17 protein-coding genes are annotated in these 18,213 nt (G+C 45.8%); 9 read left to right on the top strand and 8 right to left on the bottom strand.

The features are described 5' to 3' along the window. Positions 1–22: 22 nt before the first annotated feature. From ACYVE4_RS04555 to ACYVE4_RS04545, 3 genes are all read right to left on the bottom strand, one after another. A complete protein-coding gene (locus ACYVE4_RS04555; protein ID WP_460995734.1) occupies positions 23–592 on the bottom strand; it encodes a hypothetical protein in 570 nt (189 codons plus the stop codon). A gap of 30 nt (positions 593–622) precedes the next feature. After that, entirely contained in the window at positions 623–1,336 is a 714-nt protein-coding gene (locus ACYVE4_RS04550) for a porin family protein (RefSeq protein ID WP_460995732.1), read from the bottom strand. A 128-nt stretch (positions 1,337–1,464) separates the two neighbouring features. Next, a complete protein-coding gene (locus ACYVE4_RS04545) occupies positions 1,465–2,805 on the bottom strand; it encodes a hypothetical protein (RefSeq protein WP_460995731.1) in 1,341 nt (446 codons plus the stop codon). Positions 2,806–3,076: 271 nt separating this feature from the next. On the opposite strand from ACYVE4_RS04545, the gene ACYVE4_RS04540 reads away from it, so the two are divergent. After that, on the top strand, positions 3,077–3,616 hold the full coding sequence (locus ACYVE4_RS04540; protein ID WP_460995730.1) for a hypothetical protein: 540 nt from the start codon (positions 3,077–3,079) through the stop codon (positions 3,614–3,616). A gap of 311 nt (positions 3,617–3,927) precedes the next feature. Next, positions 3,928–4,731, top strand: a complete 804-nt coding sequence (locus ACYVE4_RS04535; RefSeq protein WP_460995728.1) for a hypothetical protein — start codon at positions 3,928–3,930, stop codon at positions 4,729–4,731. A 15-nt stretch (positions 4,732–4,746) separates the two neighbouring features. Here the strand turns inward: ACYVE4_RS04535 and ACYVE4_RS04530 are convergent, their stop codons facing one another. Together ACYVE4_RS04530 and ACYVE4_RS04525 are read right to left on the bottom strand one after the other, a co-directional pair. Continuing rightward, on the bottom strand, positions 4,747–5,823 hold the full coding sequence (locus ACYVE4_RS04530) for a sensor histidine kinase (RefSeq protein WP_460995726.1): 1,077 nt from the start codon (positions 5,821–5,823) through the stop codon (positions 4,747–4,749). Positions 5,824–5,985: 162 nt separating this feature from the next. Next, entirely contained in the window at positions 5,986–7,059 is a 1,074-nt protein-coding gene (locus ACYVE4_RS04525; protein WP_460995725.1) for a sensor histidine kinase, read from the bottom strand. A gap of 320 nt (positions 7,060–7,379) precedes the next feature. Here ACYVE4_RS04525 and ACYVE4_RS04520 point away from each other — a divergent pair, with 320 nt between their 5' ends. The 3 genes from ACYVE4_RS04520 to ACYVE4_RS04510 all read left to right on the top strand — a co-directional run bounded on the left by ACYVE4_RS04520 (position 7,380) and on the right by ACYVE4_RS04510 (position 10,594). After that, the gene (locus ACYVE4_RS04520) at positions 7,380–8,468 is read left to right on the top strand and encodes a sensor histidine kinase (RefSeq protein WP_460995724.1); all 1,089 of its coding nucleotides are present in this window, start codon (positions 7,380–7,382) and stop codon (positions 8,466–8,468) included. Positions 8,469–8,627: 159 nt separating this feature from the next. Continuing rightward, positions 8,628–9,803 (top strand): sensor histidine kinase, encoded by a 1,176-nt coding sequence (locus ACYVE4_RS04515; RefSeq protein ID WP_460995723.1) that lies wholly within the window; start codon positions 8,628–8,630, stop codon positions 9,801–9,803. Positions 9,804–9,811: 8 nt separating this feature from the next. Next, positions 9,812–10,594 carry a LytR/AlgR family response regulator transcription factor gene (locus tag ACYVE4_RS04510; protein WP_460995722.1) on the top strand — a complete coding sequence of 261 codons (783 nt, stop codon included), beginning with the start codon at positions 9,812–9,814 and terminating at the stop codon, positions 10,592–10,594. A gap of 83 nt (positions 10,595–10,677) precedes the next feature. Here ACYVE4_RS04510 and ACYVE4_RS04505 read toward each other — a convergent pair whose 3' ends face one another. From ACYVE4_RS04505 to ACYVE4_RS04495, 3 genes are all read right to left on the bottom strand, one after another. Then, positions 10,678–10,854, bottom strand: coding sequence for a hypothetical protein (locus ACYVE4_RS04505; RefSeq protein WP_460995721.1), 177 nt, complete (start codon positions 10,852–10,854; stop codon positions 10,678–10,680). After that, positions 10,847–11,146 (bottom strand): hypothetical protein, encoded by a 300-nt coding sequence (locus ACYVE4_RS04500; protein WP_460995720.1) that lies wholly within the window; start codon positions 11,144–11,146, stop codon positions 10,847–10,849. The genes ACYVE4_RS04505 and ACYVE4_RS04500 overlap by 8 nt, the downstream gene beginning before the upstream one ends. Positions 11,147–11,290: 144 nt before the next feature. Continuing rightward, complete coding sequence (locus ACYVE4_RS04495) at positions 11,291–13,771, bottom strand: ribonucleoside-diphosphate reductase subunit alpha (RefSeq protein WP_460995719.1); 2,481 nt, start codon at positions 13,769–13,771, stop codon at positions 11,291–11,293. Positions 13,772–14,364: 593 nt separating this feature from the next. Between ACYVE4_RS04495 and ACYVE4_RS04490 the strand changes: the two genes are divergently transcribed. From ACYVE4_RS04490 to ACYVE4_RS04475, 4 genes are all read left to right on the top strand, one after another. Continuing rightward, positions 14,365–14,607 (top strand): type B 50S ribosomal protein L31, encoded by a 243-nt coding sequence (locus ACYVE4_RS04490; RefSeq protein ID WP_460995718.1) that lies wholly within the window; start codon positions 14,365–14,367, stop codon positions 14,605–14,607. Positions 14,608–14,740: 133 nt separating this feature from the next. Continuing rightward, a complete protein-coding gene (locus ACYVE4_RS04485) occupies positions 14,741–15,430 on the top strand; it encodes a response regulator transcription factor (protein WP_460995717.1) in 690 nt (229 codons plus the stop codon). Further along, positions 15,427–16,794 (top strand): sensor histidine kinase, encoded by a 1,368-nt coding sequence (locus tag ACYVE4_RS04480; RefSeq protein WP_460995716.1) that lies wholly within the window; start codon positions 15,427–15,429, stop codon positions 16,792–16,794. Before ACYVE4_RS04485 ends, ACYVE4_RS04480 begins: the two co-directional genes overlap by 4 nt. Before the next feature lie 137 nt (positions 16,795–16,931). Next, complete coding sequence (locus ACYVE4_RS04475) at positions 16,932–18,212, top strand: TolC family protein (RefSeq protein ID WP_460995715.1); 1,281 nt, start codon at positions 16,932–16,934, stop codon at positions 18,210–18,212. Position 18,213 lies beyond the last annotated feature (1 nt).

Genomic DNA, 18,213 nt, shown 5'->3' with positions numbered 1-18,213 from the left:
ACGATTCTAAGAGCCGATTACCCTACAAAGCCAACGCGGGTTGTGTTTCCTGTTTGCGGGCATTCATCACAGTAATAGCCATGAGCGACCACATTAAGGCAGAATACACATTTGTAAGATGCATGATCGGACTGTTCATACCGTACTGCTTCGATAGAAGTAAGGCTAACGGTAACCAGAAACTCATTGCCAATGGTATCCAGCGGCCCCAGCCTTGCAATCGTCTGGCTCGCAGTGCGGCAATGCCTACAGGTAACATCAGAACGTTACTTAATGGCCAGTTCATATCAAGGATAAAGTACAGCACTGAGCTTTCGTTGGGGTTAATCAATTCCCATACATTATAGACATTCGCCAGGGTGAGTGTAATCAGTATAAGTCGGATAATAACTCGACCAAATCGATGATTACCTGTCGCTTTCAGTTGGCGTAGCCCTTCCATACTCGCCATCCAGCCGGTGATGTAAAAAATGCCAGCCAGTTTAATAATCCAGGAGTCGGCCAGTGGATGATTAATAGACATGAGATGCATACTGATGCCCAGAAAAGGAGCGCCGATCAGGCCAAAGAATCCTACTAATTTGTGATTCATTTTTCGAATTGATTTATGGCTGTAGGAAGATTAGAAACTGAAGCCTGCCGTAAGTTGCCACAGGGATGTTTTCGATGAGAATCGAATGTCATTCGCCGGATCTTTCGTTGTAACCGGAAAAATTTTGGTCAAATTGCCTTCCTGGCGCAGATCGAGTTGAATACCACCTAACGTGACGCCAATACCCACCTGATAGCCGTAGGTGGCCTTTTTAGCCGTTTCGCTAAGCGATTGGGCTGCATATTGGCGAAACGAATCAGACAAACTATTGCTCTCAGAAAGAGCCAGTGAGACAACAGGACCAACATTGACTCGCAGGGGGCCGAATCGATAGCCAACCAGTACGGGAAGATCAAACGTTGTTACCCGAACGTTCACCGATTGCGTTTCCAGCCCTTGTCGGATAATATCGAACTTACCACCTTTGGAGGAGAGCATCAATTCGGGTTGAACGAAAAAACGGTTGCCAAACCGGACAAATACACCACCAACAATACCGGTTGAGAGCGACTGATTTTGTTCGAAGAAATCGTACACAACATTGCCACCGGATAATACGGGTAATCCGTTTTCCATCAGGCGGGGTGTGGAAAACGACAGGTTATCTAGCTGAGAAAAGTTAGCGCCGACTTTCAGCCCGAAATGTACTTTTTTGCCAGTCGATTGGGCCCGACTGCCAGTAGGAATAAGTGTCGTCAGCAAAAGTAGGCTGACGACGAAAAGAAGAGAAATTGCTGATTTCATGAGAGTTTAGTATTTGTTGACGGCAAAATTGGTGGCTCTGGGTAGTTCACGAAAGATGAATCAGCCTGAGCCACCAGATGGACGTAATCAGTTGATAGAAAGGATGAATGAATTGTAGCAGATGCGCTTTACAACTCTGCTGTTTTGAATTCGCCAACAATTCGTTTTTGCCTCACTCCCCGACTAGGGCAGATGCCATCTTCTTCCTGATAGACTACCATATCGAATTTGCCGGTCACATAGGTCTTACTCCCGATTTGCTCCACTTTCTCGATGGTCACGCTACCCGGCGATCCTTTCTGCCCACCCGAACAGGCGTAGTAGGAGCTATGCCAGGCTTTAGCAGCGCCCACTGTTCCATAGACCACTTCCGCTTTGTTGACCAGACTGTGCTGCAAAATGCCATCATGGTAGTTATACGAGCCTTCGGTTAAATAGCCGCCCGATTTGGTGATGGAAATAGCCAGATTTTCCTGCGTAGTGAGGTTGCCACTTACCGTAAATTTGTCTTTATAGCGTAAGAAACCGTGCTGAATACCAGCGTCGTACGGTACACCATCTACAGTTGCCCGGAAATACCCTTCCCCTTCGACACCAATATTGGCAAACAGAATAACTTTACCGGTCGCGCCTTTTCGTTCGGCATAATCGCGGGGTAGAAAATTGTAGATGCTTACTGTAATTTGTACCGTTAGCGGGGCAGATGGCTTTTGAGCGGGCGCTGTATACGTAGCTTCCAGTTGAGAAGGTTTTATCGTCAGGCTCGGTGTTGTGGTTGTCCAGTCGCGTACATCTTTGGTACTGTCCCATTCCCGAATATCGCCAATCTCGCAGGCTGGATCGTATAGATTAGGATCGGTTGCGTCAAAAATGGGTAGCGGCCCCATAATGGTCAGTTTGGTGCTTTCTCCAGCTTTTAGCTGCGCTTTTTCTACTTCCAGCCACATTTCGGCGAAAATGCCCCAATCGCTAAAGTGGTTCGATTCGACCGATAGGGTTTTACTGACTTCGTCTAGTTTAGTATTTGGTAGAAACTTCCAGATTCTATCGGCTCCCTGGTAAGCCAGAAACAGAGCTTGGGCTGAAGTATTTGTCAAGTCGTTCTGATTATACTGAAAGCGGATAGTAACGGGCTTAGCGAATGTTTGCCCTTCGGGCAGGAGTCGGTACGATTTGCCGGGGCTACCGGGTAGTGTGTTTGTAACAGGCTGCACAGAAAAAGCCGTAGCTGAGCCGACAGCGCCAGCCGGTACCGTTAGGGTAATGCGGTTGTCGGCAGACGTTAGCGTACCGCCTTCCGGACCAATCGTTTTCTGAACAAGTTGCCCATCGGGTATTCCTTTATCACGAATCGTTCCGTGCTGGGGTGTTTCGGGTTTTGCAACGGGTGTAAGGTCACTTTCATGTTTACAAGCGTTCGTTGATACGATGAGAGCCCAACTTAACAGGAGCGTGTAGTAGCGTTTCATTAGATGTTGTTGGTTTAAGAAACTAATTGGATGATCTGGCTGAACAGCTTTGGTTCGTCCCGTCAAAATTGGGATGCCGGATATGGCCTTCGAAATCAGTTTGCGCTTGAATTGCGGCTTTCCTGTTATTAATTGGCTAATTCCATTCCTGAATTAGTAGCGAACAGTTTGGGATTCATCCGTTAGTCGATAATGTTCTTGAGAGCCTGTATCGATCAGTTCATTCGGCAGTTTTTCCTGTTGAGGCTCCTCTTTTGTCAATTGAACCGGAATGCCCCTCGAATGGCGTCGTTCACCCACCACCTTTGTATCGCCGGTTCGGGAAACGACTGGTCTTGAATCTTCTCTTTTTCAACCAAAAACAACAACTACAATGAATTCACGATTCTCTTTCCGTTTAGCTGCCCTGTTGGCCATGCTGTTCGCTGTTTCGCTTTCAAGCTGTAAAAAAGAGTCTGCTAATGATCCTTCTCCCGATATGGGCGCTCGGGTAGCGGGTACATATACCTTCTCCGAATTAACCACGAAAGGAAAGACATATCCTGCCAGCGAAACCAATTTGAAAGGTACCATTACGCTGGTGCGTAAATCAGCTACGTCGGTGTCGATTAAAATGAGCCTTCTTCTGAAATCAACCAATGAAGTATTTGCTGATGATGCGGCTGATAATGTTACGCTGGTCGATGCCGGAAGCGGTACTGTCGAATTGACTTATCAGGGGGTAACGATCGCCAGAGTGAATGGCAACAAGATTAGTACCGATGGTGAAGATGAATCGGGCGCTGCATTTACCATATCAGCAACCAAATAATTCATAATCAACGTTATAGTATTGCATAAAGAAATCCTGCTGAGTCAATCGGCGGGATTTTTTTATGCGTATGATTTTCAGCATCAGACAGGGAAGTTTTAGCAACTATTTCAAGAGTTGGTTTCGTTTGGCCACACCCATCATATCTCTATATGTGGGTTATTTTAGTAGACAAAAAGTAATTTATTAGAAAGTTACTTACCTAATTGTCATTTCTCTTATACATATCCGACTGCAATTGCTTGTGTAATGGTATTTGCCGTCGAATGAGAAACGTTTTGTAAAACCATTCTTAATCCAACCCAAATTTTATGCGCACTTCTGTCTTATTATGTTTCGCAGCTTTAGGCTTACTCCTGAATTTGTCGTCCTGCGTTGATCATCGGCTGGGCGGTACACTATCACCTGTTCGGCTCAGATTGAAGACAACAGATGATGGCACAACGAGAACGACCTACAGCTACGACAGCCAAAATCAGCCTATTTCCATTACCCGAAATCAGGTAGTAAATACAATTATGTATGGCGATCCCCAACGTATATACACTAGTTCGGAGTCAGAGGCTAATCACATCTTTTATATCACGCCTAGCTCAAGCACACCGGGTCAGGGCGAAATCGTTGTTTATCCTCCCGTACTCACTAACACGCGTTTTACCGCTACTCGCTATAACTATTCAACTGCAACCAAGATTTACTATTCGGTGCGGTTACGGTACTTTGACTACACATTTGATGGGTCGGGTCGTCTAACTTCCTATGCTGACCGGTCTGATACTAATCCTGACCTTAATAGCTATGGCTATACGTATACTGGCGAGAACATCACCCGTCAGGATGTATCCACGGCCGGGGGGCATGGACTTAATTATAGAATCGATTATACGCACGATGATAAGATTAATCCTTTTTATGGCCTTTGGGACCCTGAGATAGAAACTCGACTGCGATTTACACGTAATAATATGATTTCAGCCCGCAGCCAAGGGTTATCTTCTAACGACGATATCGTTTACACTTACGAATACAATCAACAGGGATTGCCTACGAAGCGCACTACAGTACGTAATGGAGTACAAAGTGGAGTACTTACATTTACCTATGAGTCGTATTGATGAAAAGGCACTCAGCTAATTGCTTATCGGACTGAGTAAGGGTAAATCGACCGTAAAGTGATTATCATCCGTCAGGACGACTGGGTCGGTTTGGGTGAGGAGTCGATACTTGGCCGTAATGTTTGATAAGCCGACCTGGTTGGAGAGAACGCGCCCCGTTTTACGCTGAAGATTATTGGACACCAGCAATCGGCCTTCATCGGTAGTTTTGATGTCGATCTGCAAGGGCTTACTGGCGAGGATAACGTTGTGTTTCACTGCATTTTCAACCAGCATTTGCAGGGTGAGGGGAGGCAGCAGAAAAATTCTGTATTGAGTCGCTACGTCAATTGTTAAGTGAATACCCGCGCCATAACGGGTTTTGAGGAGGTGAAAGTATGATTCAATAAAGGCCAATTCCGTTTGCAGCGTCGTTAAGTTACCGGCGTTGGTTTGGAGAAGATATCGGTATACATTCGCCATTTGATCAACGAATTGCTCGGCTTTTTCAGGATCATCGTCGATGAGTGAAGATAACGTATTGAGACTGTTGAACAGGAAATGCGGATTGACCTGGCTTTTCAGGCTTTCTAACTGACTCTGAATATTGATTTTCTTCAACTGCTCTTTCTCGAACGTATTCTCCCGCCATTTTTTCAACGAATAAGTACTTTCGTCAATGCCTACTGAGAGCAAATTAGCCAATATATTGATCAAAATGATTCGGCTGATGGGTAGTGAATCAGCGTCGTACGTAAACCCGTATAGATGAAAATAACTGTAAATGGCGATGCCACCGAAAACAAAACAGGGCGTTACAAGCATAAATACAGCCAGTAGCCGCCAAACGCGTTCCCAGGTTTGCCCCAGGTTGGGGTAGCGACGAACAACAAACTGCGTAAATTGATCCAGGGTTATCAGGCAACCTCCGGCAATCGTCAGATTCAGAGCCGTTGCAGAAACAAATGTCCATGGATCGGACCAGTAGCGATTGCCTATTACCAAATAGGTTATGAGCGGAATAAACCACGGAAACAGCAGCAGAAAGTGCCACTGAGTCTGTGAGCGAACGCGAGGTAGCCGCCGGTATATGTCCGCAAAAAACGGTGTCATTGTTGGTTTTTAAGTCGTAGTTTAATCAAGGAGCAGCAAGTACGTTTTCTTTTTCATGAACCGCACCTCATTTGTCTATGAAGTGCCTGTTCTGCTGCCTGTTTTGATTAAACTGGCGGAGGAAGTGTTTTCGGCTCTGTAGGCAGCTATGCATTTTACCTCTTAAGAAACCAGTTGCGAGGTTGTTGCCAGTAACGGTAGGAGTACGCCGAAGTGGGTACTCGTCTCGTCGATCTGCACGTCACCATTTCCCAGAGAACGATATGTAGAAGCCAGGCTGGCCAGCCTGGATTTGGCCTGTTCAATCTTGTTGATTTTTCGTTGCAGGCTATTCTGTACCAGCAATTTGCCATCGGGCATTGTTTGAATAGAAATCAATAAGGGCTGATCGATAGCCATGATGTTGTGTTTAATCGCATTATCGATCAGCGTTTGCAAACTCAGTGTCGGTAATTGATACTGTAGATAATCGTCGTGAATCTGATGGGTAATCTGCAAACTCATTCCGTAACGGGTTTGGAGAAGATTGCTGTAGGCAATACTAAAATCCCGTTCGGTTTGCAGACTGACGAATTCCCGTGTATTGGCCTGAAGAAGATAGCGATACACTTTGGAAAGTTCATCGACAAACTGACTGGCCCGTTGTCGATCTTCACCAATGAGCGATGAGAGGGAGTTCAGACTATTGAACAGAAAATGCGGATTGATCTGCATTTTCAATATATCGAGCTGATGCTGATAGGTGGCTTGCCGTAGTTGCTCATTTTCCGTCTGATCGTTTGCCCACTGCCGATAGGAGTGAAAGAGGCTAAGAAATGTACCAAAAATAAAATCGAATACCAGTGTCAGTAGTAAAACCGGACGAATAACCGACCAGGTAAAGGATAAGCCAAATGACGGGATTAAACTATAAATAAATACGTCGAAAAGAACGGCGCCCGTTGATAAACTCGTCAGGGCAATCAGAATCGCCAGCGTTCTGTGGGTTGAATGGTCTACGTCGGCATACCGATTAATGATCCACCGGATTGAAACAGTAATAAGTAAGGTGGGAATCAGGTATAAAACAGTGAGAAGACCAGTGGCTGTCAGGAAGAGTTGCCAGTTGGAAAAGTAAAGAGGGCCAATAAAAAAATAGTTGCAGATCGGAATCAGAACTGGACCCAGCAACGCATGAAACCAAAGCTCCCATGGAGCGAGATAAGTAGTCAGACGTTGTTTTATGGGTAGAGACATGGTTAGAAACAGCTGATAACTAAAGCTGTTTTGGCATGATTGCAACTACTAAATTAACAGATTTCGGGCGAATAACTCGCTCTCAGTATCCATGAAAGAAGCATTGTCCCAGTTTTGTAAAGTAAAAGTTGTAGACATTTATCCACAGCTGACAAGGGCAATTTAGGGCTGATCACTATCCTTTTACAATTCATACGCCTTTTTTCTCAATTCATGTATCATTTATAACAATTCATCCAGTACTTGCGCAAAGGTTAGACGAGTATTGGCCATTTTCGATTATTCGCTTTAGCCGATCCAGGATTTCGATTATCTATCTGGTGCCGATTCATCGACCTCGCTTTTTTTCAACATACGAATGGTGGTATCACCTACTGATGATGCCTGTCCTGTTTCCGATTGGTAATTATTACTTTATCGGAGCGTCGTATTTCAGCGATGTAACGAAGTTCATTATCGGGACTTTACTCGTATTTTTCCTCTATTGGCTATCGATCGTTACCCTAACCTTAACCATTTGGTGGGTAATCCGGCGCTACCCGGCTGCCAGCCAAACCTTACTTCGTTCGTTGGTTATGCTGCTCAGTGTATGTAGCTTAACCATCATTCTGGCCATTTTTGATGTTTGGGTGTATAGCCTTGTTCCGGCAACGGGCGTACAATTCAACTGGGCAACCGTTCGCCCGATTTGGGTATTAGGGCTTATTTTTGACGTGTTTCTCTGCCTGGCGCTTGGCTTATTCTATGCCTACGCGCAATGGAAACAGGACATGACCGAAAGCGAGCAGTTACAGCGCCAGTCGTTACAACACCAATACGATACGCTAAAAGGCCAACTAAATCCTCACTTTTTGTTTAACTCCCTAAACGCATTGTCGGTACTCATTAACGACGATCCGCAGCGAGCCGAATGGTTTGTCGATAAGCTAGCCGTAGTTTACCGATATATATTACAATCCAGTCGACGCACGGATCTGACGTTGACGAAGAATCCGAGTGAATTAGTGACACTACAGGCTGAACTGGATTTTGTTCGCTCCTATACCGAATTGTTGACTGTGCGATACGGGCAAAGCCTGCAAATTAAACTGCCTGTGCTTACAGACACGACGTATGCGGCTTACGCATTACCTGCGCTGAGTCTGCAACTCTTGATCGACAATGCCATAAAATACAATGTAATGTCGGGTACGAAGCCTTTACTTATTGCGATTGGAGTTACAGATACGGGTTGGGTACAGGTCGTCAATAACTGGCAACCCAGAGCCATTCGTCTGGAAACATACGGACCCGGTTTAGGAAGCTTAACGGCCAAATACCGATTGTTTAGCGAAAAGACCATTATAGTAGACGCTAGTGATACACACTTTCGCGTTGAATTGCCTTTACTGCTACCCAATGCGCTTTGAAGAAGAGGCAACACAGGTGTCCATTTCGTCAATTCACAACAGACATTGGTCAGTTAGTACAAGTTGACCTGTTGGTGAGGAATTGAGATAGTTAACTTTAACACAAAAAAATAGTATTCTGGTTAGTAAGAAATCTGCTAGCCAGTCGATATAGAAACCATGACCATGACCTATTTTGACCCCATTCGACGTTGGCTGCGCCTGACAACACGCGGAGGGTGGTCATATATATTGCTCATGCCCTGGTTTGTGCCCTTAATTACGTATCTGCTCATTGGCGATGGGTATCTACATAGCTGGTCGACGTTTTTAGGCGCTACATTATTTGTCTGGCTACTGGCAACGACGGCGTTTATTTGCCACGACTGGGCCGCTGACAGCATTATTCGACGTTATCCGGAACTACGCCAGACATTTGTTCGGGCAGGATTGATATGTCTGGCTTTTGTGGCGTTATCGGGATCATTTCTAGCTATATATACCTGGCTTTTTATTCGATATCGTCCCTTCGGTTCGCAGCTTACGTACGATACCGTCCCTACGGTTTTTGGCTTTGATATGGTGGCTATTTTGCTGCTGGTCGGTTTCTATGAGACAACGTATTCATTATCCCGATGGCAGCAGTATCAGATGAATAAAGAGAAACTCAAGAAAGAAAATTTGCGGGGCCAATTGCAGGGATTACGAAGTCAGGTCAACCCCCATTTTCTGTTCAACAGCCTCAACTCGTTGTCTTCGCTCATTGCCGAAGAGCCGAAACGAGCCGAACAGTTTGTGGATCAGATGGCCAGAGTTTATCGGTACATGCTTCAGGACAATCACCGATCGGGCAAGCTGGTAAAAGACAATCGACGTTCCGGCTACCGAATCACTCCAGACTCGTTGTTCGGCAAAGACCCAACCGAAACCGACGCCAGCGATGAACTCGCTACACTCAGCGATGAACTGGCCTTTATCGATTCGTACTATCACCTACTGAAAACCCGGCATGGCGATGGGTTGCAATTGACGGTAGAAGTTGCTGATCACTACCGTACCCACCGAATTCCCCCATTGACTCTGCAATTGCTGGTCGAAAATGCGGTCAAGCACAACATCATTCTGGCAAGTCGTCCGCTGTGCATCGATATCGTAACGACACTGGAAGGACAATTGCTGGTTCGGAATAATCTTCAGAAAAAAGCAACCCGCCCGACGGCCATTAATCTAGAGTCAACTCAGGTTGGGTTAAGCAATATTCAAACGAAATACAAACTGCTTGCCTACCCTGAACCTGTTATCGAAACGGGACCTGAGTACTTTACTGTAACCTTACCGCTACTGGCGAAAAACTGACGAATTTCATGAATGCCCTGATTGTAGAAGACGAAGAATTAGCTGTCCGCAAGCTCCAGAAGTTATTGGCTGAAGTTGCTCCAACGCTTACAGTATCGGGCGTAACGGCCAGTATTGCCGATACCGTAGACTGGTTAGAGGCTCTCCGGGCAAAAGGCCAACCCGATCCCGATTTGATTTTTCTGGACATTGAACTGGCCGATGGGCAAAGCTTCGAGATTTTCGAGCGAACAACGGTGCATAGTACCGTCATTTTCACCACGTCTTACGATGAATACGCGCTTCAGGCTTTCAAAGTCAATAGCATCGATTACTTGCTGAAACCCATCCAGCGCGACGACCTACAGCGGAGTTTGCAGAAGTACGAAGATTTGCGTGGCAAACCAGCTACATCCCCAAATCTGAATATCGAAAAACTATTACAACAGCTTCAAAGTCAGGCGCCCCGCGACTATCGGCAACGGTTTCTGGTTCGACAAGGCCAACGGATGCTATCGATTGAAGTAAGTGAGATTGCGTATTTCTATACGGAAGAACGCTACAGTTTCTTCGCGATGCATACCGGCCAAAAATTCCTGGTCGATTACACACTGGATGAAATTGCCGATGCCCTTGATCCCAATCGCTTTTTCCGGATCAATCGGGGTCTTATCGTCACCCATCAATCCGTCGATCAGATACAACCCTATTTCGGCAATCGCCTGGCCCTAACTCTAAAACCCGTTTTCGACAAAGAGGCCCTCGTAAGCCGCGAAAAAGTAAGCGATTTTAAGCAGTGGATGGGGAAATGATTGTATAGTTAACGCCTATTCAATTTTTACAAAAAAGCCAATCCTTTTCAGGGATTGGCTTTTGCAGCTTTAAGAGGTATATCCTATTTTTTCTGCTTTAGGGTAGCAATATCTTCTGCCAGTTCATCTTTCAACTGACTGATCTGGTGACGTAAGGCAGCCGTTTTCATTAATAAGCTATCCGCCTTCGCTAAGGCACTAGCTGCAATAGCTTCGCCTTTTTGTGCCGTTTCTGTAACTCTGTCTTGTTTATTATTCATCGTCTTTAGCCCGACTCAAGATGTCTATCATAAATTTAACGTGAGAAATATCTAATTCCAAGTCATTTAGCTCATGGGTCAGTATTTCATGCTTCTTTCTTAACTGTCCTAAATCTAGCTTTAAGCTATCTAATATTGGGTTGTCGTATTCGCCTATTTCGCGCATTTCTTGTAACAGTTTTCTTATTTCGTAAACTGCTAACTCTATTTGTAAAAGCTCACCTACATAGTCTAATTGGGTATATTCTAACTGGTGTAACAAACGTTGGTAATATTCTTTATCCCTGTTCATTAAGTTTAAAAATTGAAATAGCAGGTCATTCTTAGCTACTAAGACAAGCTATTTTATAACACCACAATTATCCCGAACAAAAACTCCCGGCCATGTAAACCACAGCCGGGAGTGAAAACTTGAAGCCTTAAACTTGGAGCTTTACTAGCTACCGCACATTTCGCAACCTTCTGGATCATCCAGTGAGCAGGTCATGGCGGCATATTGCTGTTCGAGGTCGGTTACCATGGGGACAGGTGCTGGAACAGCATTCGTCGCGTGCTCCTTGGCGTACTGTGCGTAATCGAGTGGTTTTTCGATTGGTGCAGTTTCAGCCATAGCGGGTTCGAGTTGGGGCTCGGCTTGTGGTTGTACGACCGTGAATTTAACGGCATCGGCAGCGGCTTTCGTACGGAGGTAATACATACCCGTTTTCAGACCGGCTTTCCAGGCGTAGAAGTGCATCGACGTCAGTTTGCCGAAGTTCGAATCCTGAATGTGAATGTTCAGCGATTGCGATTGGCAGATGTACGCACCCCGATCGGCAGCCATATCGATGATATGTTTCTGCTTGATCTCCCAAACCGTTTTATAAAGATCCTTGATATTCTGCGGAATGTTCGGAATCTGCTGAATCGAACCGTTCGCCAGAATCAGGTTATTCTTCATTGTATCGTTCCACAGACCCAGTTTAACCAGATCTTTCAACAGATGCTTGTTCACTACAACGAACTCACCTGACAACACGCGACGGGTGTAGATGTTGCTCGTGTACGGCTCGAAACACTCATTGTTACCCAGAATTTGCGAAGTCGAAGCCGTTGGCATCGGTGCCAGCAGCAGCGAGTTTCGAACGCCGTGTTCAACTACTTCGGTACGTAGGCTTTCCCAATCCCAGCGGTTCGATTTTGGGTTAACACCCCACATATCGAACTGGAACTGACCTTGCGAAATCGGTGAACCTTTCCAGGTTTCGTATGGGCCATGTTCTTTCGCCAATTCCATCGACGCGGTCATGGCACCGAAATAAATCGTTTCGAAAACGTCTTCGTTCAACCGACGCGCTTCGTCCGATTCAAACGGCATCCGCAGCATGATAAACGCATCGGCCAGGCCTTGTACGCCTAGGCCAATTGGCCGGTGACGCATGTTGCTGCGACGTGCTTCTTCTACAGGGTAGTAGTTAAGGTCAATGATTTTATTGAGGTTACGCGTAGCGACCTTCGTAATTTCGAATAATTTCTGGTGATCGAAGCGCATGATGCCATCCGGATCACGTTTGATGAATTTCGGCAGCGCGATGGACGCCAGATTACAAACCGCTACTTCGTCGGCAGCCGTGTATTCAATAATCTCGGTGCAGAGGTTCGACGACTTAATCGTACCCAGATTTTTCTGGTTCGATTTTTTGTTTGCGGCATCCTTATACAGCATGTAAGGCGTTCCCGTTTCCGTCTGCGATTCCAGAATCTTGAACCACAATTCCTGCGCTTTCACCGTCCGGCGGGCGCGGCCTTCGCGTTCGTAGCGCTCATATAATGCTTCGAATTCGTCGCCATAGCAATCGGCCAGACCGGGGCACTCGTGTGGGCAGAATAACGACCAAACGTCATCGGCTTCTACACGCTTCATGAACAGATCCGGTGTCCAGAGGGCGTAGAACAGATCGCGAGCGCGGACTTCTTCTTTACCCGAGTTCTTTTTCAGATCCAGGAATTCGAAAACATCAGCATGCCAGGGCTCCAGATAAATCGCAAACGAACCTTTCCGCTTACCACCACCCTGATCGACGTAACGAGCTGTATCGTTGAAGACACGCAGCATCGGTACGATTCCGTTGGAAGTGCCATTTGTACCTTTAATGTAGGTGCCCGTTGCCCGAACATTGTGAATGCTCAAACCGATACCACCCGCCGATTGGGAAATCTTGGCCGTTTGTTTCAGCGTGTCGTAGATGCCATCAATTGAATCGTCCTGCATTGTCAACAGGAAGCAGCTCGACATCTGTGGTTTGGGCGTTCCGGCATTAAACAGCGTTGGCGTTGCATGCGTAAACCACTTCTCCGACAGCAAATTGTACGTTTCAATAGCTGAATCGATATCGTCCAGGTGAATACCGACAGCTACCCGCATCAGCATGTGCTGAGGCCGTTCGGCAATTCGTCCGTCGAGTTTCAGCAGATACGATTTTTCGAGAGTTTTGTAGCCAAAGTAATCATAGCCATAATCCCGGTCGTAGATGATGGTCGAATCCAGCAGAGCTGCGTGCTGACGAACCACTTCGTAGACTTCCCGCGAAATCAACGAGGCATTTTCGCCGGTTTTTGGATCTTCGTACTGGTACAGTTTTTTGATGGTGCCAGAGAACGATTTGTTCGTCTCTTTGTGGAGGTTCGAGATTGCAATCCGGGCGGCCAGAATAGCGTAGTCCGGGTGTTTGGTGGTCATCGAAGCGGCTGTTTCAGCAGCGAGGTTATCGAGTTCAGTGGTTTTGACACCATCATATAAACCGCTAACGACTTTCACAGCAACCTCTACAGGCTGCACATAAGCTGGATCGAGACCGTAGCACAATTTCTCGATTCGAGCCGTGATTTTGTCAAATTTGACTGACTCCCGGCGGCCATCACGTTTAATTACGAACATGATTTTTTGGGCTAGTTAAGTATGGAAAAATGTTGAATACAGAGGAAAGCTGTGGTTGAATAAGGTGTTCAAATTTGGGGCCATGTTTTTGCTGCGTAAATCGATTAAGTACATAAAATAGAGTAACCAACGAATTTAATCGCAGCTGACACCACTGAAGGTATAAAGTTCTATTGATTCAGACGGAAAATCAACCCGGAAGGTTCGGGTATTTTAGTCAATCCTGAAAACATGCAATTCTATAGGGTAGGTTAAAAAATTGTTAAGCCATCATCCTGAACGACTTAAGAATATCCTACGTTAGACGCATCCTAAGAAATTAATAAAGCTTTTTTTGACATAAACAGCGGGGCCAGAAACTGAACTATGCTGTTCGTTAGTAAAAGCTAAAATGTTTCTAAAAGTAGAGAGAAAGGGCTGCTAAAGCAAGCTACTATTACGCGAATGTTAGCTAATGGTGACTATTTATTTCATTCATTATCAGGTGTTAAAAGTCATGGTAAAAAATGTTGGTAGTCCCCGCAAAATGCTGTACCTTTGCAGTCCTTTTCGGTCGGAAACCGAGAAGATGACAAGAAACTGAGCATTAGACCATGAAAAAGGGCATTCACCCGGATTACCGCGAAGTGGTATTCCACGATCTGTCGAGCGATTATAAATTTCTGACGCGCTCTACAATCCAAACCAGAGACAGCATCGAGTTCGAAGGAAAAACCTACCCACTCGTTAAAATTGAAGTTAGCTCGCAGTCGCACCCGTTCTACACAGGGAAGAACGTACTGCTCGATACCGCTGGTCGGGTCGACAAGTTCCGCAAACGGTACGGCCAGAAATAAGCAACGGCATTTTAGTATACAAACTCCCCTGTTATATGACCATAGCAGGGGAGTTTTTTATTGTGGCTATTGACTAGTAGGTAATGAACTACCTTCACTTATCGTTCTACTATATTAACATACTGCTGCCTGCATGAAGAAAATCCTGATTATTGAAGATGACCGGCGTATTGCTCAGAACATCAGTCGAGGGCTTCAGGAAGAAGGCTATGCCACAGAAGTGGTTTATGAAGGCATTAATGGGCGGCAAATTGCCTTACAACCAGGTATCGACTTATTGATTCTGGATATCAATCTGCCCGGTATGAGTGGATTTGAAGTGTGCCGTAGCGTTCGGGCGGAGAAACCAACGTTGCCCATTATCATGCTCACCGCGTTGGGCGAAATTGAAGACAAAGTAGAAGGGCTATCGCTCGGGGCCGATGATTATTTGGTAAAGCCGTTCGATTTTCGAGAACTATTGGCCCGAGTCGCTACCTGTTTCCGGCGGGTATCAAACACCGCTGAATCCTCCAGTGAAGAAGTCTGGCAGGTAGCCAATCTAACGGTGAATGCAATGACCAAAGAAGTGCGTCGGGGAACCGTTCCGATTGATTTGACTGCCCGCGAATTTGCCCTGCTCGAATACTTAATGCGTAATAAAGGTCGGGTTATTTCGAAAGCTGACCTTGCTGAAGCGGTCTGGAGTCTTAACTTCGATCCGGGAACGAATGTCGTAGAAGTGTACGTCAATTACCTGCGTAAAAAAATCGACCGCGATTTCGAGCCCAAACTCATTCACACCCGCTCCGGCCTGGGGTATGTATTGAAAGAAGAGGCATGACCATTCGCAATCGCATAGCTCTCCAGTTTTCGCTCATTGTCGCTTCGATTCTGATCGTTTTCTCGGTACTGATTTATCTGGTATCAGCTACGTATCGCCGGGAAGAGTTTTATGAGCGACTTAAGAATAAGGCGCGCACGACTGTTCGCTTTCTGATTGAGGTAAAAGAAGTGGATCAGAAGCTCCTTAAAATCATTGACCGTAATACGCTAACCGCTTTGTTTGATGAAAAAGTCCTGATTTTCGACGCCAAAAATCGACTGATTTACGCCAGTGTAGACGATCAGGTTATTCATTACCGAGCCGCTTTGCTGGCTGAAGTGCGTGAAAAAGAAGAAGTTGAAACGATTAATGGTCCGAATGAGTTAGTCGGGTTGCTTTATCGACAAAATGGTCGCGATCTGGTTGTACTGGCATCGGCCTATGATAAATTCGGGAAAAGCAAACTGGAAAACCTCCAACTAACATTAGGTTGGGGATTACTGGCCGGATTGAGTATTACCATTGGACTCGGTATTTTCTTTGCTGGACAGTCACTACAGCCTATTAGTCAGATTAATCAGCAGGTATCGACCATCACGGCCCGCAATCTTCAGCAGCGACTGGATGAAGGAAATCGGCAGGATGAAATTGCGCGCTTAGCGATAAATTTTAACGATGTGCTGCATCGGCTGCAACAAGCGTTTGATCAACAACGAAGTTTCGTATCGCACGCATCGCATGAATTACGTACTCCACTGGCCGCTCTGAAATCCGAAATTCAATTAGGCCTTCGCCGACCGCTAACCGTGCCTGAACACGAAGAAATTCTGACCAATTTATTATCGGATACGGATCGACTGATTGGCCTTACCAATGGCCTGCTTTTTCTGGCTAGAACACTGGAAACCAGTAATCAGGTCGTTCTTCGACCTACTCGCGTTGATGACATTGTTTTTCTGGCCAAAGATGAATTGCTCAGTGCTAAACCAGCTTATCATATACAAATTGATTACGACAATATACCCGAAACAGATACAGAAACGCTGATTGAAGGGAATGAAGATTTGCTGAAACAAGTCTTTATAAACCTATTCGATAACGCTTGTAAATACGCTGCTGACCAAACGGCTCGGGTACGAATTCGTACCGATAGCCAGCATTGCCATATTGCGATTCAGGATAAAGGTATTGGCATTTCAGAAGAAAATCGCCTGCATATTTTTGAACCTTTTTACCGAGCCGATAACGCGTTTGATTATCAGGGTTTTGGTATCGGGCTGTCCATCTGTTCCAAGCTGGTAGACTTGCATCATGGAACGTTATTGGTTGATAGTCAGGTAGGGCAGGGAAGTACGTTTACGGTTTCGTTGCCGCATCTATAAGGGTAATCAGTTGAATTTCTGCATTTTGTCTATTTTTTCTAATATTTTTTTAATATATTTTTAAACCTCCTCTAATCTCCTACTAATTCTATCTTAATCTACATTAAAGACCTTTGTAGCCCACAATTTGGCAATCTATGCGGCTACTGCTTTTTGTCTTTTTCTTTATCCAGTTATCCTTAAAATCTGTTCAGGCGCAATTAGTTATCTCTATCCCTCAACAGGATTCGCTTCGACTGACTCTCAAACAGGCTGATAGCTTGTTCCTGAAAAATAACTTACTCTTACTGGCCGAACGATTTCGGCTCGAAGCGAGTCAGGCCCAGGAGTTGCAGGCGAGTTTGTATGATAATCCAACGCTTAGCGTAGAATTGAGCGCTTACAATAGCGAAGCTCGGCGGGTGCTGGATGTCGGTCGCCAGGGGGAGAAAATCATTGGTATTCAGCAGCTTCTCTATACGGCCGGGAAGCGAAATAAACGCATCGCGCTGGCAGCAGAAGCGACTAAACTCACCCAGTTCGAGGTGCTGGATTTACTTCGTGGGCTTCGCTTCGACTTACGGAGTCGGTTCTATTCGATTTATTTTCAGCAGAAAACCCTGGCTCGATTTAATCAACAGATTGCTACGTTGCAAAATACGGTTACGGCTTATGAAGTGCAGTACAATCGTAACAACGTATCCCTGCGCGAACTGCTCCGACTAAAAGCTTTATTGTTTCAACTTAGTAATGATCGTACGGCGATTCTGTTTCAACTCGCTGACGATCAGCGTGCATTGCGAACTTTAGTGAGTGTAGATCAGCCGATTAAACCAGTCGTAATCAACGAAAATCTGGCTCAATACCGATTACCAGTTCAGTCGGAAGACACGCTCCAGCAGATAGCCATACGCAATCGCCCTGACCTGAGGGCAACCGAATCGCTGGCCAAGCAGGCTGAGTTGAATTATAACCTGCAACGAGCCCTGGCGACACCCGATTTGCGGGTCGGCGGTACCTATGACCAGGCGGGCAGCTATGTTCAGAATTACGTTGGCCTATCGGTTTCGGCCGATATACCCCTATTTAATCGCAACCAAGGCGCCATTCGAGCCGCACGTAGCCAGATCGGCTACCAGAGTCAATTGCAGCGACAGAAAGTGGTGCAGGTGAATAACGAAGTAGCAACTTCACTCCAAAAAGTACGCGAAGTCGAACGCCGGGTGCAGTCGGTGGAAGGGCAGTTTACGGAGCAGTTCGATGAATTGAATAGGGGTGTGGTTACCAGTTTTCAGAAGGGGAATATTTCGCTACTGGAGTTTGTCGATTTGATTGAAGCGTACAACGATAGTATCAGCCAGCTTAACCGCCTGAAAGCTGATCGGGTCAGTGCGTACGAAGAGCTGAATTATCTCATAGGTGAAGATTTATTCAAGTAAT

The organism is Spirosoma harenae (genome assembly GCF_054776975.1).
The sequence above is the reverse complement of the archived record's forward strand: the minus strand, read 5'-3'. Positions and strand labels throughout refer to the sequence as shown.